Source organism: Bathymodiolus japonicus methanotrophic gill symbiont (assembly GCF_019721995.1).
GTDB lineage: Bacteria > Pseudomonadota > Gammaproteobacteria > Methylococcales > Methylomonadaceae > Methyloprofundus.
This window is the reverse complement of the sequence record NZ_BLYC01000027.1, coordinates 20,610-42,159: the sequence shown is the minus strand read 5'-3', so window position 1 is coordinate 42,159 and position 21,550 is coordinate 20,610. Positions and strand designations below refer to the sequence as shown.

Annotated in this window: 23 protein-coding genes and 6 pseudogenes; 15 read left to right on the top strand and 14 right to left on the bottom strand. The window is 40.4% G+C overall.

The window, feature by feature from the left end; translation table 11 throughout:
* Positions 1-35 precede the first annotated feature (35 nt).
* Positions 36-1,343, bottom strand: a pseudogene (locus tag K6984_RS22560) (type I restriction-modification system subunit M); the annotation flags it as partial.
* Between the two features lie 19 nt (positions 1,344-1,362).
* The gene (locus tag K6984_RS22555; RefSeq protein ID WP_221897535.1) at positions 1,363-1,518 is read right to left on the bottom strand and encodes a hypothetical protein; all 156 of its coding nucleotides are present in this window, start codon (positions 1,516-1,518) and stop codon (positions 1,363-1,365) included.
* A 12-nt stretch (positions 1,519-1,530) separates the two neighbouring features.
* Here K6984_RS22555 and K6984_RS31560 point away from each other — a divergent pair, with 12 nt between their 5' ends.
* Positions 1,531-1,842 (top strand): hypothetical protein, encoded by a 312-nt coding sequence (locus K6984_RS31560; protein ID WP_230988247.1) that lies wholly within the window; start codon positions 1,531-1,533, stop codon positions 1,840-1,842.
* 55 nt (positions 1,843-1,897) lie between these two features.
* Here the strand turns inward: K6984_RS31560 and K6984_RS36510 are convergent.
* From K6984_RS36510 to K6984_RS22535, 4 genes and pseudogenes are all read right to left on the bottom strand, one after another.
* A pseudogene (locus K6984_RS36510) lies at positions 1,898-2,203 on the bottom strand (division plane positioning ATPase MipZ); the annotation flags it as partial.
* Between the two features lie 1,326 nt (positions 2,204-3,529).
* Positions 3,530-4,627, bottom strand: coding sequence for a replication initiator protein A (locus K6984_RS22545; protein WP_221897533.1), 1,098 nt, complete (start codon positions 4,625-4,627; stop codon positions 3,530-3,532).
* 489 nt (positions 4,628-5,116) lie between these two features.
* Positions 5,117-6,253, bottom strand: a complete 1,137-nt coding sequence (locus K6984_RS22540; RefSeq protein WP_221897532.1) for a tyrosine-type recombinase/integrase — start codon at positions 6,251-6,253, stop codon at positions 5,117-5,119.
* A 448-nt stretch (positions 6,254-6,701) separates the two neighbouring features.
* A complete protein-coding gene (locus K6984_RS22535) occupies positions 6,702-7,106 on the bottom strand; it encodes a helix-turn-helix domain-containing protein (RefSeq protein ID WP_230988246.1) in 405 nt (134 codons plus the stop codon).
* A 1,056-nt stretch (positions 7,107-8,162) separates the two neighbouring features.
* Between K6984_RS22535 and K6984_RS22530 the strand changes: the two genes are divergently transcribed.
* Both K6984_RS22530 and K6984_RS22525 read left to right on the top strand, forming a co-directional pair.
* A complete protein-coding gene (locus K6984_RS22530) occupies positions 8,163-9,110 on the top strand; it encodes a DUF2971 domain-containing protein (protein WP_221897531.1) in 948 nt (315 codons plus the stop codon).
* A gap of 329 nt (positions 9,111-9,439) precedes the next feature.
* Positions 9,440-10,558, top strand: coding sequence for a ParA family protein (locus tag K6984_RS22525; RefSeq protein ID WP_338024563.1), 1,119 nt, complete (start codon positions 9,440-9,442; stop codon positions 10,556-10,558).
* 108 nt (positions 10,559-10,666) lie between these two features.
* On the opposite strand, the pseudogene K6984_RS22520 reads toward K6984_RS22525, so the two are convergent.
* A pseudogene (locus tag K6984_RS22520) lies at positions 10,667-10,801 on the bottom strand (IS6 family transposase); the annotation flags it as partial.
* A 210-nt stretch (positions 10,802-11,011) separates the two neighbouring features.
* Between K6984_RS22520 and K6984_RS22515 the strand changes: the two are divergent.
* The 3 genes from K6984_RS22515 to K6984_RS22505 all read left to right on the top strand — a co-directional run bounded on the left by K6984_RS22515 (position 11,012) and on the right by K6984_RS22505 (position 13,547).
* Positions 11,012-11,878, top strand: coding sequence for an ImmA/IrrE family metallo-endopeptidase (locus K6984_RS22515; RefSeq protein WP_221897530.1), 867 nt, complete (start codon positions 11,012-11,014; stop codon positions 11,876-11,878).
* Positions 11,879-12,081: 203 nt separating this feature from the next.
* Positions 12,082-12,609, top strand: a complete 528-nt coding sequence (locus K6984_RS22510; protein WP_221897529.1) for a DUF4411 family protein — start codon at positions 12,082-12,084, stop codon at positions 12,607-12,609.
* 350 nt (positions 12,610-12,959) lie between these two features.
* Entirely contained in the window at positions 12,960-13,547 is a 588-nt protein-coding gene (locus K6984_RS22505) for a recombinase family protein (protein ID WP_221897528.1), read from the top strand.
* Here K6984_RS22505 and K6984_RS34575 read toward each other — a convergent pair.
* Positions 13,510-13,638: a hypothetical protein gene (locus K6984_RS34575; RefSeq protein ID WP_263458840.1), complete on the bottom strand. Its 129-nt coding sequence runs from the start codon at positions 13,636-13,638 to the stop codon at positions 13,510-13,512. The two genes, K6984_RS22505 and K6984_RS34575, sit on opposite strands and share 38 nt — an antisense overlap.
* Here K6984_RS34575 and K6984_RS22500 point away from each other — a divergent pair.
* The 3 genes and pseudogenes from K6984_RS22500 to K6984_RS34570 all read left to right on the top strand — a co-directional run.
* A complete protein-coding gene (locus K6984_RS22500; protein WP_221897527.1) occupies positions 13,628-13,789 on the top strand; it encodes a hypothetical protein in 162 nt (53 codons plus the stop codon). The genes K6984_RS34575 and K6984_RS22500 overlap by 11 nt on opposite strands.
* A gap of 361 nt (positions 13,790-14,150) precedes the next feature.
* Positions 14,151-14,609 (top strand): annotated as a pseudogene (locus K6984_RS22495) (IS6 family transposase); the annotation flags it as partial.
* Between the two features lie 177 nt (positions 14,610-14,786).
* A pseudogene (locus K6984_RS34570) lies at positions 14,787-15,064 on the top strand (DDE-type integrase/transposase/recombinase); the annotation flags it as partial.
* A gap of 50 nt (positions 15,065-15,114) precedes the next feature.
* On the opposite strand, the gene K6984_RS22485 reads toward K6984_RS34570, so the two are convergent.
* Complete coding sequence (locus K6984_RS22485; protein WP_221897526.1) at positions 15,115-15,399, bottom strand: hypothetical protein; 285 nt, start codon at positions 15,397-15,399, stop codon at positions 15,115-15,117.
* Positions 15,400-15,433: 34 nt separating this feature from the next.
* Positions 15,434-15,871 (bottom strand): hypothetical protein, encoded by a 438-nt coding sequence (locus K6984_RS22480; RefSeq protein WP_221897525.1) that lies wholly within the window; start codon positions 15,869-15,871, stop codon positions 15,434-15,436.
* Positions 15,872-15,906: 35 nt separating this feature from the next.
* Here K6984_RS22480 and K6984_RS22475 point away from each other — a divergent pair, with 35 nt between their 5' ends.
* The gene (locus K6984_RS22475) at positions 15,907-16,050 is read left to right on the top strand and encodes a hypothetical protein (protein ID WP_221897524.1); all 144 of its coding nucleotides are present in this window, start codon (positions 15,907-15,909) and stop codon (positions 16,048-16,050) included.
* Between the two features lie 71 nt (positions 16,051-16,121).
* Here K6984_RS22475 and K6984_RS22470 read toward each other — a convergent pair whose 3' ends face one another.
* Both K6984_RS22470 and K6984_RS22465 read right to left on the bottom strand, forming a co-directional pair.
* Entirely contained in the window at positions 16,122-17,249 is a 1,128-nt protein-coding gene (locus K6984_RS22470) for a hypothetical protein (RefSeq protein ID WP_221897523.1), read from the bottom strand.
* A 99-nt stretch (positions 17,250-17,348) separates the two neighbouring features.
* Positions 17,349-17,507, bottom strand: a complete 159-nt coding sequence (locus K6984_RS22465) for a hypothetical protein (protein ID WP_221897507.1) — start codon at positions 17,505-17,507, stop codon at positions 17,349-17,351.
* Between the two features lie 12 nt (positions 17,508-17,519).
* Here K6984_RS22465 and K6984_RS22460 point away from each other — a divergent pair, with 12 nt between their 5' ends.
* From K6984_RS22460 to K6984_RS22450, 4 genes are read left to right on the top strand one after another with little or no spacing between them, the layout of a single operon-like run.
* Positions 17,520-17,813 carry a hypothetical protein gene (locus tag K6984_RS22460; protein ID WP_221897522.1) on the top strand — a complete coding sequence of 98 codons (294 nt, stop codon included), beginning with the start codon at positions 17,520-17,522 and terminating at the stop codon, positions 17,811-17,813.
* A gap of 34 nt (positions 17,814-17,847) precedes the next feature.
* Positions 17,848-18,756 (top strand): RepB family plasmid replication initiator protein, encoded by a 909-nt coding sequence (locus K6984_RS22455; RefSeq protein ID WP_221897521.1) that lies wholly within the window; start codon positions 17,848-17,850, stop codon positions 18,754-18,756.
* Positions 18,705-18,833, top strand: coding sequence for a hypothetical protein (locus K6984_RS34565; protein ID WP_263458596.1), 129 nt, complete (start codon positions 18,705-18,707; stop codon positions 18,831-18,833). Before K6984_RS22455 ends, K6984_RS34565 begins: the two co-directional genes overlap by 52 nt.
* Before the next feature lie 27 nt (positions 18,834-18,860).
* A complete protein-coding gene (locus tag K6984_RS22450; RefSeq protein WP_221897520.1) occupies positions 18,861-19,034 on the top strand; it encodes a hypothetical protein in 174 nt (57 codons plus the stop codon).
* 458 nt (positions 19,035-19,492) lie between these two features.
* On the opposite strand, the gene K6984_RS22445 is transcribed toward K6984_RS22450, so the two are convergent.
* Positions 19,493-20,353 carry a transposase gene (locus K6984_RS22445; RefSeq protein ID WP_221897519.1) on the bottom strand — a complete coding sequence of 287 codons (861 nt, stop codon included), beginning with the start codon at positions 20,351-20,353 and terminating at the stop codon, positions 19,493-19,495.
* Between the two features lie 38 nt (positions 20,354-20,391).
* Here K6984_RS22445 and K6984_RS22440 point away from each other — a divergent pair, with 38 nt between their 5' ends.
* The gene (locus K6984_RS22440) at positions 20,392-21,072 is read left to right on the top strand and encodes an IS6 family transposase (RefSeq protein WP_221897538.1); all 681 of its coding nucleotides are present in this window, start codon (positions 20,392-20,394) and stop codon (positions 21,070-21,072) included.
* Here the strand turns inward: K6984_RS22440 and K6984_RS36505 are convergent.
* A pseudogene (locus K6984_RS36505) lies at positions 21,073-21,306 on the bottom strand (transposase); the annotation flags it as partial. It abuts the gene before it with no gap.
* Positions 21,307-21,550: the final 244 nt, after the last annotated feature.

Genomic DNA, 21,550 nt, shown 5'->3' with positions numbered 1-21,550 from the left:
AACCAATACTAATACGCTCACAAAAGACAATCAAGCTTGATATGTTCTTTTGTGAGCGTATTAGTATTGGTTTCTTTTTTAAACAATCCACTGGCATCAATAAACTGGGTTGTGTTCTCAGTTTTATGTTTGGAAAGCACTAAGATGTTAACCGCAATTGTGGTGCCAAAGAATAGGTTGGGGGCTAAAGAAATAACAGTTTCTACATAGTTGTTATCGACTAGGTATTTACGGATCTTTTGTTCTGCTCCACCACGATAAAAAAGACCCGGGAAGCAAATAATCGCTGCACGCCCTTTGCTGGATAAATAATTTAAGGAATGCAATACAAAAGCAAAATCAGCTTTGGATTTCGGAGCTAATACACCCGCAGGCGCAAAGCGTTCATCGTTAATCAGCGTAGGGTCTCCGCTACCAATCCATTTTACTGAATAGGGAGGGTTAGAGACAATAGCATCAAAAGGTTTGTCATCACTAAATTTCGGCTCAGTTAGAGTATTACCCAACATCATATTAAACTTGTCGTAGTTAATGTTGTGCAAGAACATATTCATACGCGCTAGGTTATAGGTGGTGTGGTTTATTTCTTGACCAAAAAAACCGTCTTCAATAATATGCGCATCAAAGTGTTTTTTTGCTTGTAATAATAAGGATCCAGAACCTGCGGCAGGGTCATAAATTTTATTGACCGTTGTTTGCTTGTGCATCGCCAGTTGAGCAATCAACTTGGCTACGCATTGTGGCGTGAAAAATTCACCCCCTGATTTACCTGCATTAGCGGCATAGTTGGAAATTAAAAATTCATAGGCATCGCCAAATAAATCTATTTGGTTGTCTTGGAACTTGCCAAAACCTAGCCCCTTAACACCATTCAGTACGGCAGCTAAGCGACTGTTCTTATCGGCAACAGTATTACCTAAACGATTACTGGTCGTGTCAAAATCAGCGAACAATCCTTTGATGTCAGGTTCAGAAGAGTAGCCATTGGCTGAACTTTCAATAGCGGAAAATATCGTGGCTAAATCGGTGTTTAGGTTATCGTTAGTATTGGCATTATCGGCTATGTTGGTAAACAGTTGGCTGGGGTAGATGAAATACCCTTTGGTTTTAATTGCATCGTCTTTGATTGCTGCAATGAGTGTATCATCATCGGAAAAAGCATCGTAATGAACACTACCATCACCAGCTTCAATGTAACTGGCAAAGTTTTCACTTATAAACCGATAGAACAAAGCACCTAATACGTACTGCTTAAAATCCCAACCATCGACTGACCCACGAACCTCATTCGCAATTTTCCAAATTTGGCTTTGTAGTTCGCTACGTTGTTGTGTACTTGTCATGGTGATATACCTGTTTTAATTATGTTTTAACAATACCTTCGCCCGCTGTCAGCCCCGGACGGGCTGATAGTCTCCAGAAGGCGCAGGGAAATTTGCCAATCCGAAGTGCGCGATAGCGCGCGAGGGAGGCTAAAATTTTATCCCGAATAGCCGTAGAGCCATTTGTGGTAGCCATGACTGAGCTGCTTTGTGCTCAGTCTGTGGCGGACGCAGGGCGGCTGGAGCATCTCCTATTCGCTGCGTAGGTGAACGAATTACGGCGACAGGAGTCCCGGAATTTCGTGAGGTAGCATGGCGCGCCTGTCATAAATATTTTTTACTTCCTCGGCGGCTTTGTCTTTTTCGTCATATTCTCCAACCCCAAGACCAAGCCCCGCAGCGTGGCGATATACCTTGCGTTCTACGGTCGAATAAGGACAAACAAGCCCATGAGCAGCAAGCCCTAAGCGCAACTTTTCAAATTCATTACCTACTGGGGGGCAGCGTGAAACAAGAATAGTAAAAGGCTTATCAAGGCTTTTAATCATATTAGCGGCGCTTGGTATTGCCTCAAGATCAAAAACAGACGGTTGAACAGGAACAATACAAAGTGTTGCAAATCCGATAATCACATTATGCAGGGTATCGCTTGCGCCTTTAGTATCGAAAATTACTAAATCATAACCCTGTTTTTGTGCAAACCCGTAAATCTCTTTTACCTTTTCTATATCATGGGGAACAATAACCGCTTTTATATCGTCCTCGATTTCCCGTCTTTTCCACCAATTCGCGGCGGATTTTTGTTTCTCGTCCAGATCGACAAGCAAAACCTTTTTTCCAGCTCTCGCGGCGCATACCGCCATATTGGTAGAAATTGTAGACTTTCCAACCCCCCTTTAGAACAAACTAAAAACCAAACATCCATAATAATGACCTCATTATTTTATAATTGTGTAAAACAATAATACAGGAAGATAAAAATACTACGATAGTAAAATATATAAATATCTTTATTTTATGATATTAAAAAATAAAAATATCTTAATAGGAAAACAATCCTATTTTTTAGTAATATTACTACTGCTTACTACTACATAAACAGGTGATTTATGGAACGCAAAAGCAAAGTGGGTTCTGTCGCAAAAGATACGTATTTGTGTAATCCTGGTTATGAACCTGTTTTTATTCTTCGCCCAGGGGGTAAGTAACTTTTTTTATCGTATCTGGAATTTTCTATCTTGGACGCGCCTGATGTTTTTTACAATTGAATCAGAGTACTCTAAAAAGGATAACTCACAGTAAATATGGCGCGCCAGCTCTTCGCCAAAGGCGCTTTATATCGCTTTTAAGGCGCTTTAATAGCTAACCCCTGCATACCACACCCATTAAATGTTTTTGTGGGTCTTTAAGGGGCTTACATGCCCATCAATAAGCGATTGACTAATTGTGTGTGTGGTTTGTTATAGCTGTTACAGAAAACAAAGATTAAACGGTAAACCATTCCAAAATAAAGGGTTGGCTTATTGCAACAAGCAACAGTATTCTGGCGACTCTTTACCCTAGGGAGGAAGTAACTTTTTTTAGCGTATACTCGATACATAAAGATTCCCTTATATGAGAAAATACAAGGGAATCTGACTCTAATGAATTGAGCTATCAGTTTTACTTAAAGGCGGCATAAAATAAGTCCTCCTATTGTGCTTCACATTAAGACCCTTTAACTCGATGTTCAAGTTTTTTAACTGATTGATTTTATTGATAATTTTACTGACAAAGAAAGCATCAACATCATTGTAAATCAATCACTTATAAAACAAAGCCGGAAAAATTTACTTTTCTTAGCCCAGTTATAGCTGAAAACTTGAACATCGAGTTTAACACTTTTTTTACAGCAATCTGGTTCGACCTGTTAGTTATTATACTCTCAGGCAACTCATTCTTTTTTGCTCTCGATGCTAAAGCCTATTTTTTTATTTTTAGTTAAGTTATCCACAAGCCAAAATGTTTTAAAGAGTTTTAAAGAGTTTTAATTAGTTTTAGGGCTGATTTCATTTTATAATTCAGTCGCTTATACCAATATTTGCACCCTAAGTCCGCTAGGTTGCACCCTAAGTCCGCTAGGTTGCACCCTAAGTCCGCTAGGTTGCACCCTAAGTCCGCTGCTATCCACAAGCTCTATTTTTGCACCCTAAGTCCGCTAATTGTCTTTAACCAGTAAAAACCATTTTTATATTTATTCGTCCGCTCTTTTTTTCCCATGTAACAGAATAATCAGGCAATGGATCATTTTCTAAAGCTTCAATAGATTTTTTAAATTTCGCTTTCCAGCTTCTAAAGGGACTTGTTGAACCGCTCCGCTCATAAATTGTTTGTAAATTATAATTAGCTTCCCCCTTCCCTGCTGCTTTACGACATAAACGATGTAAAAACCTATGGTTCCCCTGATCTAATAAAAAATATTCTTTTGGCAGGGTTAAAACCGTGGGATTATTAACCCTTACAACTCCATCATAAACCCATTGGGGAATATCAATAGAAACAGACATAATTACACCTGTTTCTTTTTGTGTTTTAATCGTGTAATCACCTATTAAACTAAACATACCAACACGCCGAAGCCCTTTACCTTCATGCCTTATCTTTATTTTAGTAGTACTCAATCGCTCTAATGATTTTTCTAATAACTTGTAATTTTTGCCTCCATGATCTCGGCGACAATATTTTAGAAGTTCAGCGACAGAGGGCTTTATTTTTCTGGGGGGTAAATAACCTTCACGGCCTCCCTTTATTTCTTCCCTAACCTTATTCATTTCATTGGTTAAATATGAAATCATATAAAGAAAAACATCATAATCAAATATAGTTGCCATGCCGCAATCAGTACCACCTTGCACAACTATTTCAGCATCTTTTAAATCATGTTTAATAGGTTCAAAACGTGGCTTTCTACCCAAACCAAAAACAGCTATATCCATTAAACTTATATCGTCTTTAGTGGCAATGTCTGTTAATGGCGGCGGTTCAAATATATCTAATTGCTTATCATTTCTAGGCGGCTTTCTATAGTTACGACTCAAGCTTTTTAGCCGCCTTGCAAGTTCTGGGTCTTTTACGTTGTTATATGCGGCTTCTAAATCTGCGAATGTTTCGCAATTATCAGATAAAAAGCTTTGTTTTTCTTCATCTTCTGCCATTTTCTTTTTCCCTTTATCAAAATATCGCGGGTCGCTTGTATCATAATAAGGCATTAGTACCGCGTCCTTTATTTCAAGCTGCTTAACACGCGCCTTTGATAATTCAATCATGCTATGACCTCCTTTGGGGTGGTTCGTTTACGGTTCAATGGTTCGCTATAAAAATATTATAGCAATACCTTCGCCAATTTTAATTTAAGCCAAAAATGACAATCTTACACCTATATAAATCAATCGCTTATAGGATGTAAAATTCATAAAAATGAGTGTTTTTTTCATTTTGGCGAAGGTATTGTATAGCTGAAGTTTCCCAATAATTATTTATGGTAAAATTGAAACTATGCTACAACTATATGAAAAAATAGTATTTTCATTCGTTTCAAATGCTATTGCCTAAGGGGAATTAAGTAGGGGTTTGCTATAAACATGGCAAAACCACCTAAAATAAACCTCGATACACCAGCATTGTGTATTTCAGCTACTCAATAATTGAGAAACTTCAGTAAATTAACTACCACGCTTTATAAAAAAAACCATTAGCCAGCACCGCCTTGAGTGGATAAGGACTTGATGCTGACGTTATCAAACAGGCATTATATCTTACTGTAAACTGACGCTTATACGGGAGGCGCGGAGTTTCCCCCTTGTTTGTGCATCCAGCCGTCCCATAACAGCTTGGAGAAACTCATCAGGACTTGGATAAACAGATTCAACGCGCGGAGTGCTTAATTGCTGGATAATCTCCCCTTGTCTAGATTGTTGCACCTCTCCATAGCTATACAGAGTTGTTAAAACCTGTTCATGCCCTAAATTTTGACTCCATGCTTTGAACTCTTCTGGGGACTGGCATATCTTCTGCCCAAGTGTCACCAGTGTCTTACGAAAACTATGCGGATTAAAATACGGCAAATTAGCCGATTTAAAAGCATTACGAAAAATAGCCCGTATAGGCGAAGCTGTACTCCAATGTTCTCTTTTGAAGCCTGTGGCTTCAAACATTTTATCATCGCCATTAACCACGTTAGTCTTAGGGAATAAAGGATCATCATCCCCCCAAAGCAACTCCTCTCTAAGGTAACGCACCCAATCAGCAACAATTTGCTGAATATCATCCCCAACAGGGAAAAAGAAAGTGGTAAACGTCTTGCTGAATTTAGTATTCACCTCTCGCGCATCCTGAAATACACTATGACCACTAATATCAACATGCTTTAATTTCATAGATGCAATAGCACTGTCTCGTGCGCCCGTTAAAAGTATGAACGCTATTAGGCTACGATTACGCCGCTCTATAGCTGAATTATTTGGCATAGTTTCAAGAACATGCTTAATTTGTTCCATTGTAGGAACGGGCTTTTCCCTCCGTGCGGTTGCAATACGAACGTCTTTTTCGGATAAATTGAAATAGTCGGTATCCGAATACGGAATGCGGGACTTATACCCAGGCTCCCTAGACAGCCACTGGAAAAAAGTTTTAAGATGCCTCAGGGTTGAGTTAAGCGTTGACCTACTTAAGGGCTTACCTGTACGCTGATTAGTTTGCTTGGCAAGATTATTCTTAAATCCTATCGCCTGGTTAAAATTAAATGCCTTAAAATCCCGATATTTTGTATAAGATTCAAAGCGACTAATCGCCGCAGCTGCCGAATCTATAGATGATTCATCTTGTTGCTTACATTCTTTAAGGAATGTAAAATATTTGTGCTTAATACGCTCATTATCTGGATGGTGGTTCATAACTTTTTAACCTCTCTATTTGAGGGGGGGTATAGCAAAAATTGACACTAATGCTATAATATTGAATATTTTATTCACTTTACTCACCTTTAAGGTTAGTTGACATCGTGATGTCCTTTTGGTTATAATTTCTTTAAATTAAAGTTTCAAAATCAACTATAAAAAACATAACAGTCTAGTCTTTGAGAGACTCATAATGGGATATGCTTTTGAAAAATTAGCCCCGATGAGACTGCTACATTTTTTATGAAAGTTTGTAAGTATTCTCCATTCTAATTTAGAGAAAGATTCTATAAAATGGGTCTGCTTTAAACTCTTAAATCCTGTCTCCTGATCAAGCCAAAACGCATAATTAACTTATGTATTTCATCCGTGTTGAAGAGTCCTTATTGGAGTCACAATTTAAGGGGGGGTATATAGTATTGCTTAATCGTTTTAATGCTCTCGTTCATTGGACTGCCAATATCCCCTTAATCTCCTCTAATCTTGAGATACTATAGAATTTATTGATAATGTTTTCACACGTTGGGCAGAGTCCGATCAAGCGTACCTGATACTTATTTATAGGCTTATAATCAACCATGTTTTCAGCGGGTATCTTAGGAGCGCGACACTTTACACAATATATTTCAGACGACTTGCATTTCTTTTGATTACCCTCTCTTTTTTCTTGTAGATACCTCTTTAAATCCCTACCAAGAATTAACAGAGGACGCTCTTTATCAGTGGTCGCTAAGCCCTCTTTAATCCAAGAACGAACCGTGTTTTTATGAACAGAATATAAATAAGTGATCTGACTCACTGTATAACTACGATGGATTTTTACATTATTGGGATTTAGACGCTTAGCCATTATCTTTCACACCCCTTTCCTATCCAGCCTATTTCTCTACCACCTAGAGAAATAGGAGTAGGTAGAGCTAATATGGGTGGTTTTGTTTTGTTGCGACAGAACCCTTGAACTGCATTTTTCATAAGTTTTACCTCGTTTGATATTTAAAACGATGTAAACAAGCGCCTGAACAGCAATAACGGACAGCATTAAAACTAGATTAAATATTTCCAAGCCATTGAATACCAAAAGGGATTCCGTGCGGCTGTGTTGATATTTACTAGGGTTGACAATTAACGTTTTTATTAGGTATTATAGGGACAGGATTTAAGAATCCTTAACGCCCTTGTTTGTATAATGTACCTTAAAACATGTAATTTAATATTTTCCCTCTATGTTTAATATTGTCCTCTGCGAAAGGACTTGTTTACGGTTACAACACGCTTATCTCTTCTGATAAAGGAATAAGCATCTTGGTGTAGGAACTATTTCCGCACCAACCTGACAGTTTATCCTAAATATAAAGAAGCCTCAATGTTTATTTTTTCATTGGGGCTTTTTATTGCCTGCCATTAATGTTCCTAGATGTGACAGTGAACCTACTTTTCTTGTGCGACCACCCTGCAACGCGCGGTGTAATAAGGGTTTAATGACCTGCCTCTTTTAAATCACACACTAAGGACATAGTTTAACTTTTAATAAAATGAATGCTAACGACAAGAAAGAAATAATTAATGCTGGCACGGATAACATGTACAAACTAGCTGGCACTGTAATTATGATGGCTAACCTTGGTTTTATACCCACTAGGCTCAAAAAAGCCTTATATTTTTTCCATGGACACCTATCTTGTTACTGGGCTAGCTGGCTACTCAAATGGAAAGAGGGTGCCTTTGAAGCTGAGCATATGAACCACCTTTTATTGAAATTGAGAATTATGATAGCAGATAACGTCGGGAAGGGGGATCTATGCGACAGAACCATTGGAGGTATTATCTTGCCTTTTTTAAAGGGGGTTAGAATGTGTGGTTTAATTGACGCTTACATTTTATAAAGTGTATAGGTGAAAACAAAAACATGTACCCAATTGATAGACCTGAAAAAATATATCGTTATCAAAAAATAGACTTAGTGACAATGAACTCATTATTTCATGATAAGTTGTACTTTTCTGACCCCTCTAAGTTTAATGATACTTTCGAACGTAGCCCTGTAATAACAGGAGATTCTGAGATTGATGACTTGCGGTTGATATTGAGAAAACTAATTGAAGAAAGAACAGAAAGAGAGGTGCTTTCTTTATTAAGTAAAGTTGGTCTTAATGACATTAAAGCTATTAATTTTTCAAAAAAACGAGGAGATGAGAGGGCACGTTTTAGCCTAAAAGACGTTGCATATATGGCTACTAATCCAGACAATGTATTTTCTGATATAAACACTGCCGAATACGCTGGGTTAATCCGTAAAATTGATGATGAAATTAAGAAAAATTATACAAAAGGGGTGTGCTGTTTCTCGTCAACCATGGATAATAATCTTCTTTGGAGTCACTATGGTGATAGCCATAGTGGTTTTTGTATTGGATATGAATTCTTCAATCCCGAGGAATTAAACGGTAACAAAGGTCCAGATCTACATAAGGTTGATTATAGAGAAAAGCGGGAATTACTGACAAGCCTGATTTATAAAGCAGTAATCCATGATAACATCAACGCGAAAAATGATTTAGATTCTAAGGTTTTACTTCAAAAATCAAAAGGATGGGAATATGAGAAAGAATGGAGACTTTTAGATAATAAAGGCTCTCAGGAGTCATCTTTAAAATTAATTGACGTGACCTTCGGGCTTCGCTGTGACTATTCTATGATTGGGATAATCGTGAATGTATTGAAAGACAGGGTGAAATTTTACAAAATATATGACGCAGAGAAAAGTTTTGAGCTTCAAAGACACGAACTAGAACCTTGTGAGATATTGGCGGAATATCCAAGAGGGACTACCCGATATTGTTTTTCACCGATTTAGGGTTTCGTAACCGTTTTCACTTCTGAATATCGATCTTTATCAGCGGGGAGTCGCTATTTTTGAGAAAGCTTGTTTTGGGCATCCCAGCCCAAGCAAGCGGCAAAACTTAACGCGACCACTATTGCCTACGGTGCCCCAGCCGTCCTGCGTACGTGCCACTTCGCCACACCATCGTATGCTCGGCTCTGGCTACGTAGCACTCCCTCAAATGACTGAACGGCGTGTCTGTGAACCTTTTATTTTGTCTCCACCTGCGCTAACCGCTCAGATTCCGACAAAACAACGGCTCTACGCCTACTGGAGACCACCAGCCCTCGCTTTCTCTCTCCTTGGCTGGCAGCGATGGACTTAATACTAAAAAGACGAAAAAAATGGCTAAAACAATATCAGTATTTAACAATAAAGGTGGTGTAGGTAAAACGTCCATTATTTGGAATCTCGCAGCAACACTCTCAGAGATGGATAAAAGAGTTCTACTTATAGACTTTGATCCTCAGTGTAACCTCTCAATTGCAGCTATAGGTAGTGATGAGTTTTCAGCATTACTCAAAACTTCGACTCAACATCCCTACGGCCAAACTGTAAAAGCTTTTGCTTTGCCTTACATTCAACAGAATAGGATTGGTAATATTTATACTGTCAGTCCAAAGAAATCAACAAAAAATGGTAACCTTCACATAGTACCTGGTGATTTTTGGTTAAACTCATTCTCAGATATTCTCAATGTAGGTACTGATGTCATAGCTGGTTCTGGTTTATATCGTTTCATTCTTCCTAATTTAATCACAGAAGAATCTCAACGAAAAAATAATATCGAGTATGACTATGTTCTGATTGATCTTCCACCATCGTTTAATACGCTAGTGCGTTCATCTTTGTATTGTTCTGATTACTTTTTAGTACCCTGTACTCCTGATCTGTTCTCATCATATTGCGTAGGACTGATTGGCGAAATGCTTCCTTTATTTATCCAAGATTGGGAACAGGGCAAAGCTCGATACCTCCATAGCAACCCTACAGATGCGCTGATTGGATCTTTAGGAAAACCACAGTTTGGCGGATGGATATTCAATAATTTTGACACCAGAAGACGAAATGGGAAAAAAAATATGGTCGCAGCGGATGCTGTTCATCATGAGGCAATAAAAGTGGCTGTGCGAGATGAGTTAATTGCCGAGTTGAAAAAAATTACTTATTACTCTCCAATACCTTCATTTGCCGATGAAGAGCAAGTGGCAGGAATTGAAGATATTAATGTAATGGCTTCCGATAGTCTTTACCAAAATATCCCTTTACGATATTTGTCCAACGTCCGCCCTACAGGGGCTTTACGAGGCAGAGGAAGCTGGGCACAAAATCAGCTTGATCTAATGGATGAAATGTCAATTGAATATGATAATTTAGCCAAACATATCGTAACTCATTTTGGTAATGGGTTGAATTTGTAGGGTTCCTGTATAATTTGATTTTATGACCTGTTATCAAGAAGTAAGTTGCCCGAAGGGTTCTGTCGCAATAATTATCAAAAGCGAAGACCTCCTGGTCTTCAGGCATAGCTATCCTGCTAAAGCCATAAACTGCTTATAAGCAGGAATATTTTCCTCAGACAATTGCCCCTTTCGGATCATATGTGCCGTTTCAATTCCATCAATGGTTGCTTGGGCGGAGTGAAACGCTTTAAAGCCCATCATCGAGCCGTGGCTTAGTCTTCCGCCGACTAATTGAACAGGCTGTTGCTACTGAACCAGTCACTGATGCAGATATAACTTATGGTTATCAGTGGAAAAAACACAACATGTAGTTGTTGGTGGCGCTAACCGTCTACCCCCTTAACTAAATATTTCATGGAAACTCTACAAATCTCTCCAAGAATTCTAAACTGGGCTGCAGATAAAAGCGGCTTGAGCCTAGATGAGCTTGTTGATTTGCTAGACAAACCCCAAAAACATGATGACTTGGTTGCTGGGAAATTTTCCATTACAGATGCCGAAAAATTTGCCAAAAAGGCTCATATTCCTTTTGGTTACTTATTTCTTGAGCAGCCCCCAGATACTGAACAACGTACTTTACCCGACCTTAGACAAGTTCCAGATCATGTACCATTAAGTTCTGATTTCTTTGCCGTGCTTGATGATGTGCTTCGTAAGCAGGATTGGTATCTTGAATACCTGCAGGAACAAGGTGCTGAAAAACTGGCTTTTGTCGGCAAATATCCCTTTAGTCGTCAACTAGAGGTAGAAGCCATTGCGACTAATATTGTAGAAACCTTAGATTTAACAGAGCAGGAGAGGAAGCAGTGCAAAGATTCTAAAGACTTCTTTTCCTTACTCAGCAGAAAGGCGGAAAAAATCGGTATTCTGGTTTTTAAAAGTAGCATTGTACAAAGTAATACTGGAAGAAGTTTATCTGTCAATGAATTTCGGGGTTTTGCTATTTCTGATCCTTTAGCACCTTTAATTTTTATTAATGGTAAAGACAGTGAGGCCGCCTGGATATTTACCTTGGCGCATGAAATTGCCCATATCTGGTTAGGTGAAAGTGGTGTGTCTGATATACCTGTAAAAAAGCAGCCTGACAATAATAAAGTAGAAGTATTGTGTAACCGTATAGCTGCTGAGATACTCACTCCTCGTAAACAGTTTTTAAAATCCTGGAATGAAACCAAGATGCCGGATTTTACGCAACTGAGTAAATATTTTAATGTCAGTCAGTTAGTGATTGCCCGTCGCGCATTTGATTTGGGAAAAATTAACTGGCAAACATACTAGGATATTGCCGAAAAGAGCAAAGCACGCAAGACTGCAGGTGGTGGTGACGCTTATAGGAATTATCCTATCAGAAACAGTAAGCGTTTTACTAAAGCAATTGTCACCCAGGCGATGAGCGGTCATACCATGCTACGAGAAGTCGCTAGTTTATTAAATGTTAAGTCGGATACTGTGATGGAACTCAGCAAACGTTTAAGTTTACGATGATTGAAAAGACTGGCTACCTGATTGATGCAAACGTTTTTATTCAAGCGAAAAACTTTCATTACCGTTTTGATTTTTGTGCGGAATTTTGGCAATGGTTACAAGAAGGTAATCAGGCTGATGTCATTTACAGTATCGACAAAGTACTCAAAGAATTGAAAAATGGTAAAGCTGAGGATAAAGTGAGGCTTTGGGCTGAAGCCATGCCAGGTGATTTTTTTCTTGATGATGTTAAAGACCCAAAAGTAATGGAAGAATACGCTCAGCTAATCCAATGGGCGACGACAAATACGCACTACAAACAGCAAGCCAAAAATGAATTTGCCCGTTTTGAAGTCGCTGATGCTTTTTTAATCGCCACAGCCAAAGCATATGATTACACTCTCGTTACCCATGAACTAAGTAATCCACAATCCAAAAAACGCATTTTAATACCGGATGCCGCTAATGCTATGCAGGTTGATAGTATTCAGATATACGATTTACTCAGCCAACACGCAAAAGACAACTTCACTTTTAGCTTATAAACAACCAATATCAGGGAAGATGATGTCAGATAAAAAAGTCACTGCCTACCAAGGACAGACAGAGAAAATAAGGTTCTGTCGCAATAACTATCCTGCTAAAGCGATAAACTGCTTATAAGCAGGCGTATTTTCCTTAGACAATTTGATAACTCTACAATTTGACACTCACTAGAGGGGAACATTTACGCTGATAGCGGGAGTTAAAAAAACAAGTGTATTTTTTACATCGCCATAAACACAGCTAATCACCATTAACAAGACCTTATTTATAGTTAATAATGTTAAAAAAGGCTGTTAAAAAACTTATCTCATGCTATAGTTAATAAAACCCATGTTAAAAAAGTAAACAGATGAAAATAGGTTACGCTCGAGTTTCAACATCTTCTCAAGATACATCACTACAAATAGACGCGCTTAATGCAGCTGGTTGCGAAATAATTTATAAGGAAAAAGCGTCAGGAAGTAAAAAAGACAGACCCGAACTTGAACAATGTTTAAAGTCTTTAAGGAAAGCTGATACGCTGGTTGTCTGGAAACTAGACAGGTTAGGAAGATCATTACAACACTTACTTGAAGTTATAAATGATCTTGAAAATAAAGGAATCGGTTTCACTTCATTAACTGAATCAATAGACACGACTACAAGCACAGGCAAACTTGTTTTTAATATATTTGGCTCACTTGCAGAATTCGAACGCTCATTAATTAAAGATAGAGTAAAAGCCGGCTTAGAGGCGGCTAGAAAAAAAGGAAGAATTGGAGGAAGGCCCTCAGCTCTTGATGAACAACAAAAGGAAATGGCAATAACGATGTTCAACGGCGGTGCATTGAAATCTGATATAGCAAAACATTTTGGTGTTACGAGACAAACTATTTACACCATACTTCAGGCGCGCCATGCTACCTCACGAAATTCCGGGACTCCTGTGTCGCCGTAATTCGTTCTCCTACGCAGCGAACAGGAGATGCTTCAGCTGCCCTGCGTCCGCCACAGACTTGAGCACAAAGCAGCTCAGTCATGGCCACCACAAATGGCTCTACGGCTATTCGGGATAAAATTTTAGCCTCCCTCGCGCGCTATCGCGCACTTCGGATTGGCAAATTTCCCTGCGCCTTCTGGAGACTATCAGCCCGTCCGGGGCTGACAGCGAATGTCCTGTACAAAAAATACACAATATAACCCTATCCTATATGTACCGTGGCTTTAATCCAGTTACTCAAAAGTAATACACACTTTTATCAACAGTTCTTGTGGGTAACTACGATATAAGAATTGTTGCTCACAATTTACACATAGTAATGTCACAGGGTTATTTATCTCTGCATGGCGTGATACATACGTCTTAATGTGAGTTATCAAGACAATAAAGCCTCACTAATAGTAATAGTTAAATGCGGGTTGAACGGAAATCAAGTATTCATTAGGGTAGGTAAAATAGGGGGATAACTTTTACATGAAGGGTAAAGGTTCTGTCGCATAAATCCCCCTTCCCGACGTTATCTGCTATCATAATTCTCAATTTCAATAAAAGGTGGATCACATGCTCAGCTTCAAAGGCACTCACTTTCAAAAAGATGTCATTCTTTATGCTGTTTTCTTTTATGTCAGGTATGACGTTTCGTATCGCGACCTTGAAGAAATTATGGAAGAAAGAGGTGTTGAAGTGGATCATGCTACGCTCAATCGTTGGGTTATCCGTTATTCTCCTGCCATTGCTGTAAAAGCTAAATCTCAGAAACGAGAAACCAATAAATCGTGGCGCATGGATGAAACGTATATCAAAGTGAAGGGTCAGTGGACCTATTTATACCGAGCTGTTGATAGTCACGGGGATACGCTTGATTTCATGCTTTCTGAGCACCGTGATGAAGAGGCTGCAACCGCATTTTTTAAACAAAGGATTAACAATAATGGCTTTCCTGATAAGGTCGTTATGGATAAAAGTGGCGCTAACTATGCAGGATTAGCCAATATTAACCTCTTGTTAATCCTCGCTGGGTTTGCCACTATGCAGGCGCGCCATGCTACCTCACGAAATTCCGGGACTCCTGTCGCCGTAATTCGTTCACCTACGCAGCGAATAGGAGATGCTCCAGCCGCCCTGCGTCCGCCACAGACTGAGCACAAAGCAGCTCAGTCATGGCTACCACAAATGGCTCTACGGCTATTCGGGATAAAATTTTAGCCTCCCTCGCGCGCTATCGCGCACTTCGGATTGGCAAATTTCCCTGCGCCTTCTGGAGACTATCAGCCCGTCCGGGGCTGACAGCGATTGACATATTACAAGTTAAATATTTGAATAACATCATCGAACAGGATCATCGCTTTATCAAAAAAATAACAAAACCGATGATGGGCTTTAAAGCGTTTCACTCCGCCCAAGCAACAATTGATGGAATTCAAACGGCACATATCATCCGAAAGGGGCAATTGTCTGAGGAAAATATTACTGCTTATACTCGATGTTCAAGTTTTTCCATCCCATTGCCATCAAACTCTTACCTTCACCCAGCAGAACAATACTTTAATGATGGTGTTGGCTCTAAGCGCCCTAAATCTCTGCCAATCATATGTTTTCCTGATGGCATCAGCTGAAACACATCCTTTATTAATTCACCTAACTCTTTCAGCTTATCACCAGGATCTGGAAACTCTAGCAATGACGTGATGAACTCAAGCAGTACATCCACTTGAGACTTGCGCTGTAAGCTTCCTACGGTATACGCAGGTAGTTTGCTTTCAATGCGGGCTATTTGCTCTGGGTGAAGGAGAAGGCAATGGTCAAACAAAAGACTCAGAATCAGGCCACGGCTTGATCCCTCTTCATCTAACGCTGAAAATCAGGGAAACGTAGCTTAGCGAAGTGGTGATTTTTAGTCCCTGATAGGCGACAGGGCAATTCGCTGATTCGACGTGTGCTAGCAGCACGCGAGAGGAGCAAGAATTGCATTCCGAATAGCCGTCCAGCCAGTGAGGTAGTAATGACTGAGCTGCTTTGTGCTCAGTCTGTGGCGGACACAGGGCGGCTGGGGCATCTCCTATTCGCTGCGTAGGTGAACGAATTACGGCGACAGGAGTCCCAGAATTTCGTGAGGTAGCATGGCCGAGCCTGACTGATTTAGTGACAACAACTTCGTCCCCAATAAGACCCCAGGTACCCAAACACTTCTCACTTATATGGCTCTTAATCAATAACCAGCGTAATTCAGCCCATTGCTGTTTTTCCTCAAAAAAACGCTGAACAGTACGGTAACTACGCAAGAAAACCCTGCTCCGTTAAGGCTCCCACACATGGCTTGACGGCTATTCGGAATGGAATTCTTTGCCTCCCTCGCGCGCTGCTAGCACACTTCGGATTTGCGAATTGCCCTGTCGCCTACCACGGACTAAAAATCATCACTTCGCTTTGGCTCCGTTTCCCTGATTTTCAGCGAATGTGAGTCATTAGTTTAGTTTTCATCTTTTATCCTGTAGGGTTTCTAAAAGTTCTGTATTTCTTTTGTTTGTAGCCTTAATTGGCAAGAGTAATCGGATCCCAAGTACTGCGCCAAACATGTACCCATGCGTAACCGTCGTTGTCAAAATCCTCCATGTAGACTTGGATTGTGTAGGTCTTACCGACCTCAAACGTCTTGACTTGTAATTCCTCATTATCGACCCCCCTATCTCCATCACTCTCTCCCGAGGCGACCATAGAGTATCCATCAGGGTGATATATCTCCATCACGGTATCTTCATCAGCACTGTAAGTTTCTATGTTATACCGACCTGTAGTCTCAGGAGTAAACGTAGTTGTAAAGTGAGTCTGGTCATAGTCGTCTGTAGATAGCCAAAATTTCTTAGCAAGTCCTACGGTTAGATGGGACTCGTATTCTCTAAAAGGTTCTTCAGCCCTAACATTCAAGATGGCTTTACCTGACCAAGATCTACTTTGTAGATATACTTGGATTACATATCTCTCACCCGCTTCAAGATACTTATGTTGAAGCTCGTTATTATCATGCCCATCATCCCCATCGCTCTTGCCCGTATTTACAATTGACTGTTCATTATGATAAATCTCCATAACCGTGTCTGAAGGTCCATATGTCTGGAAGATATGCCAGCCCGATACTTCAGGATAGAAAGAAAACGTACGGTGAGAGTTCTCAGGGTCATCTCTAAGTAAATAAAGCACTTTGGCCATTGTCAAAGAAAGCTCAGGATAATCGTTAGCGCGTGCTTCTGCGGCTTTCCGTTTTTCCTCCTCTTCTGCCTGACGCTGTGCTTCTTCCTCCGCGATTCGTTTCATTTCTGCCTCTAATAGTTTCGCTGCTTCTGCGGCTTCTGCGGCTTCTGCGGCTTCTGCGGCTTCTGCGGCTTTCCGTTCTTTCTCCTCTTCTGCCTGACGCTGTGCTTCTTCCTCCGCGATTCGTTTCGTTTCTTCCTCTAAGCGTTTCGCGGCTTCTTCAAACCGTTTTCTATCTTCCTCATTCTTAGCCTTCTCCACTTCCTCTGCGGTTAAATTGGGAATTTCACCGGCTGGTTTAGGCACTGGGGTTTCCGCCTCTTCTCTGGGGCGGAATGAATTCCATTCCGCTTGAACCATGTTGTTGAATAAAATCATCAACACGACGACTGTCATTAGTTTAGTTTTCATCTTTTATCCTGTAGGGTTTCTAAAAGTTCTGTATTTCTTTTTTTTGTAGCCTTAATTGGCAATGCCTTTTTCTTAAATTGGTTCTATCGCAAGAATTTATTATAACGTTAAAGCTTGCTCATAACCGACATTTATGGAGCTAAGGCGCGGCCATGCTACCTCACGAAATTCTGGGACTCCTGTCGCCGTAATTCGTTCACCTACGCAGCGAATAGGAGATGCTCCAGCCGCCCTGCGTCCGCCACAGACTGAGCACAAAGCAGATCAGTCATGGCTACCACAAATGGCTCTACGGCTATTCGGGATAAAATTTTAGCCTCCCTCGCGCGCTATCGCGCACTTCGGATTGGCAAATTTCCCTGCGCCTTCTGGAGACTATCAGCCCGTCCTGGGCTGACAGCGTATGCGACAGAACCAGGAAATATCACACCTAAATTTGATGCTACTTTTGGAGGGAGTGTAGATGATGCAGGGCATTCATTATTAAATTGTGCGGTCACTGCAGGACTGGGTATCAATACACAAAGCCCCTTTTTTTTCTTTTTTAAGAGAGCTATAGAGTAGGTAGATTAATGCATGTAGAGGCTATATAACGACATTGTATTTTATCTGTCGTTGTTTTATTTTTAAATCAGAGTATAGTCAGGCAATATCTTTTTCTTGTCGTTATATTATCTTGGAAAATAAAAATCACCTAACGGTCGTTAAGTCCAATAAAGTTATTGAGGCCAGTTATCTATTGAGCCTTTCTGAGCAACGTGTGTTGTTGGCTTGTATAGCTCAAATTGATTCTATGTCCGAGTTAACAGAGCAATATCAGTTTGAAGTTTCAGCTTCTGAAATTGTTGATTTGGTCGGCTTGGATAACTTTTCAAATGCGTATCGAGATTTAAAGAAGGCTGCTGAAAAGTTGTATGATCGTAGTGTAACTATTGATGACCCTGATCCAGAAAATCCAAAGATAGCACAACGTAAAACCAGATGGATAAGCAGTATCGACTATATTCCTAGAGAAGGAAAGTTAGTTCTAAGTTTTGCTTCAGGCATTATTCCTTACATTTCTAAACTATCTAAAGAATTCACTAAATATAAGCTAAAACATGTTGCTAGGTTTGAAAGTATTTATTCTATTCGTTTATATGAGTTATTAGTGCAATGGAGTTCTACAGGGGAACGTGAAATTGAAGTTGAATGGCTTAAAAATCAATTTCAGGTTAGCAATAAATATAGTCGCTTAGGTGACTTAAAGAGGCGTGTGATTGAACCAGCTATAGCTGAAATTAACGAGCATTCCAATCTATGGGTGAAGTATGGTCAAAGGAAGTCTGGCAGGACGGTGACACACTTTCAGTTCCTATTTGGTGTAAAAGATCAACCAAAGCAAAGAAAAAAATTAACCGATGAAGAAATTAATCGTTTAGCTAAGCCTGGCGAAACTTCGGGGAGTCGCTATTTTTGCGAAAGCTTGTTTTGGGCATCCCAGCCCAAGCAAGCAGCAAAAACTTAACGCGACCACTTATGCCTCCGGCGGCCCCGATTCGTCCTCGTCACCTCGTCCCGACCCAACAAGGGGTCGGAACATAGGCTCCAAATGACTTGACGCCGTGTCGGATGGCCTTTTATTTTGTCTCCACCTTCGCTAACGCTCAGACTCCGACAAAACAACGGCCCTACGGCTATCGCGGACTAAAAATCATCACTTCGCTTAGGCTACGTTTCCCTGATTTTCAGCGAAGGCGGCTGTTGTTGCACGTTTCAACCCACAGGACATTGTCACAAAAATGAGTCTCTTTATAATAGCCGTCAATGACGGGGCTTGAGCCTTCTTGAGTCAAACCTGAAACATTACCGATATCGGTTAGGCTGTCTCCGAAAGAGATAATTTCATTAAAAGAGTGTGCCTGTCCCCTTGGAATGACGCCAAAAAATAGTAGGCTCATCATAATGATCAAACCTATGTTGTTTAGACTTTTCTTTTCTTTGTTTAATGGAAAATAAAAAAAATCATCCATTGAACGATCAAAATTCATCATTTTAAATATTTAGTAGTACCCGAATTTAGGTAGTATAGAAGTGGAACGACAGTAGCTCAGGCGCGCCATGCTACCTCACGAAATTCCGGGACTCCTGTCGCCGTAATTCGTTCACCTACGCAGCGAATAGGAGATGCTCCAGCCGCCCTGCGTCCGCCACAGACTGAGCACAAAGCAGCTCAGTCATGGCTACCACAAATGGCTCTACGGCTATTCGGGATAAAATTTTAGCCTCCCTCGCGCGCTATCGCGCACTTCGGATTGGCAAATTTCCCTGCGCCTTCTGGAGACTATCAGCCCTTCCGGGGCTGACAGCGTTTGGTTTTTACGTAATTGGCTAATCACCTGCGAGCCTCCAGATTCTTTAGCGGCTTCGTCCATAAAGGCTTTTTCACCATACAGCGCATCAGCCAGTACGCCTTTAATTTTAATCAGGCTATGCGCAACTTTAAACTCTTTTAATAAGCCTAATGCAATCTCTGTTTTGGTCGGGTAGGCACTGTCACGTTCAGGCTTAATAGGCCGATCTTTTTTTGCTATACCGCTCTTTTTCAACCGTTTATCTTCTTTATCCCACTGCTTTAAGGCTGGATCCGGCATATAAAAGAAAAAACCGACAGGCACTGTAATGGATGAGGTAACTAGCAGCAATAATACTATCGTTTGTCCATTAACATACCCGCCGGAGCCTTTGTGTTTCTGCTTGTAAACCTTATAAATACGTTTTGTAGACTTAGATCGTGCTCGGTCTGATTCATCAAAGGCCAACACACCTTCAGTAATGCCATAACGTTTTAAAATTAAGACCACACTCACCCGTAGCAACCAGTCCCAGGGTATACTTGCTTTACGAAACACCCAGGATAATGCGGCTACTTTGCAATCTCCAAGGCTTGCTCGCTCAAACTTAGCCCAGCAAATAGAGTTCATTAGCAGTATGCCCGTTAAACAAGTGCCCAACCAAGCGGCTTGAATCCGTGTCAAAGCGGCTCCGGGTTTTAGCTGATTGAGCGCATCATTTAAATCGTCAATATAGCTTTGGATAAAGGTGGCTGGGGCATTCATTAACATGGGCTTACACCGATAAAATTACAACAACCTCAGAATACCTGGTTTTACCTTCTCAATATCAAAAACTTGAACATCGAGTTTATGCTGTTTTCTTTTATGTCAGGTATGGCGTTTCGTATCGCGACCTTGAAGAAATTATGGAAGAAAGAGGTGTTGAAGTGGATCATGCTACGCTCAATCGTTGGGTTATCCGTTATTCTCCTGCCATTGCTGTAAGAGCTAAATATCAGAAACGAGAAACCAATAAATCGTGGCGCATGGATGAAACGTATATCAAAGTGAAGGGTCAGTGGACCTATTTATACCGAGCTGTTGATAGTCACGGGGATACGCTTGATTTCATGCTTTCTGAGCACCGTGATGAAGAGGCTGCAACCGCATTTTTTAAACAAACGATTAACAATAATGGCTTTCCTGATAAGGTCGTTATGGATAAAAGTGGCGCTAACTATGCAGGATTAGCCAATATTAACCTCTTGTTAATCCTCGCTGGGTTTGCCACTATGATTGACATATTACAAGTTAAATATTTGAATAACATCATCGAACAGGATCATCGCTTTATCAAAAAAATAACAAAACCGATGATGGGCTTTAAAGCGTTTCACTCCGCCCAAGCAACAATTGATGGAATTCAAACGGCACATATCATCCGAAAGGGGCAATTGTCTGAGGAAAATATTCCTGCTTATAAGCAGTTTATGGCTTTAGCAGGATAGTTATGCCTGAAGACCAGGAGGCCTGTGCTTTTGATAATTATTGCGACAGAACCCAACCGAGTTATGTAAATCTTCAAAAGATTTAAAGTACTTTATATGTGTTGAATCACGTTTCGTATTTTTCCATAATTTCTCAATCGGGTTAAAATCTAGCGAGAAAGCAGGAAGTCGTTCTACTGTTAAACGTTCTCTATTCGCTAACTTAAATTCCTTAACGACACCACTACCATGATAAGGTGCGCGATCTTCCGCTGAAAATCAGGGAAACGTAGCCTAAGCGAAGTGATGATTTTTAGTCCCCAGAAGGCGTAGGGCCGTTGTTTTGTCGGAATCGTAGCGCTAGCGTAGGTGTAGACAAAATAAAAGGCATTCCGAAACGCCGTCCAGTCATTTGAGGGAGTGTTACGAAGCCAGCACCGAGTTTACGATGGTAATGGCGAAGTGGCACGTACGCAGGACGTCTGGGCCGCCGAAGGCA

Bases quoted from the DNA above. Each gene is read 5' to 3' on its own strand.
- K6984_RS22505 (WP_221897528.1), top strand. From the start codon at position 12,960: ATGAAAATAGGTTACGCTCGAGTTTCAACATCTTCTCAAGATACATCA.
- K6984_RS22470 (WP_221897523.1), bottom strand. From the start codon at position 17,249: ATGAAAACTAAACTAATGACAGTCGTCGTGTTGATGATTTTATTCAAC.
- K6984_RS22450 (WP_221897520.1), top strand. From the start codon at position 18,861: ATGGCCTTTTATTTTGTCTCCACCTTCGCTAACGCTCAGACTCCGACA.
- K6984_RS22445 (WP_221897519.1), bottom strand. From the start codon at position 20,353: ATGTTAATGAATGCCCCAGCCACCTTTATCCAAAGCTATATTGACGAT.
- K6984_RS22510 (WP_221897529.1), top strand. From the start codon at position 12,082: ATGATTGAAAAGACTGGCTACCTGATTGATGCAAACGTTTTTATTCAA.
- K6984_RS22535 (WP_230988246.1), bottom strand. From the start codon at position 7,106: ATGGCTAAGCGTCTAAATCCCAATAATGTAAAAATCCATCGTAGTTAT.
- K6984_RS22530 (WP_221897531.1), top strand. From the start codon at position 8,163: ATGTACCCAATTGATAGACCTGAAAAAATATATCGTTATCAAAAAATA.
- K6984_RS22555 (WP_221897535.1), bottom strand. From the start codon at position 1,518: ATGGCTACCACAAATGGCTCTACGGCTATTCGGGATAAAATTTTAGCC.
- K6984_RS22500 (WP_221897527.1), top strand. From the start codon at position 13,628: ATGGCCACCACAAATGGCTCTACGGCTATTCGGGATAAAATTTTAGCC.
- K6984_RS22460 (WP_221897522.1), top strand. From the start codon at position 17,520: ATGGCTACCACAAATGGCTCTACGGCTATTCGGGATAAAATTTTAGCC.
- K6984_RS22540 (WP_221897532.1), bottom strand. From the start codon at position 6,253: ATGAACCACCATCCAGATAATGAGCGTATTAAGCACAAATATTTTACA.
- K6984_RS22545 (WP_221897533.1), bottom strand. From the start codon at position 4,627: ATGATTGAATTATCAAAGGCGCGTGTTAAGCAGCTTGAAATAAAGGAC.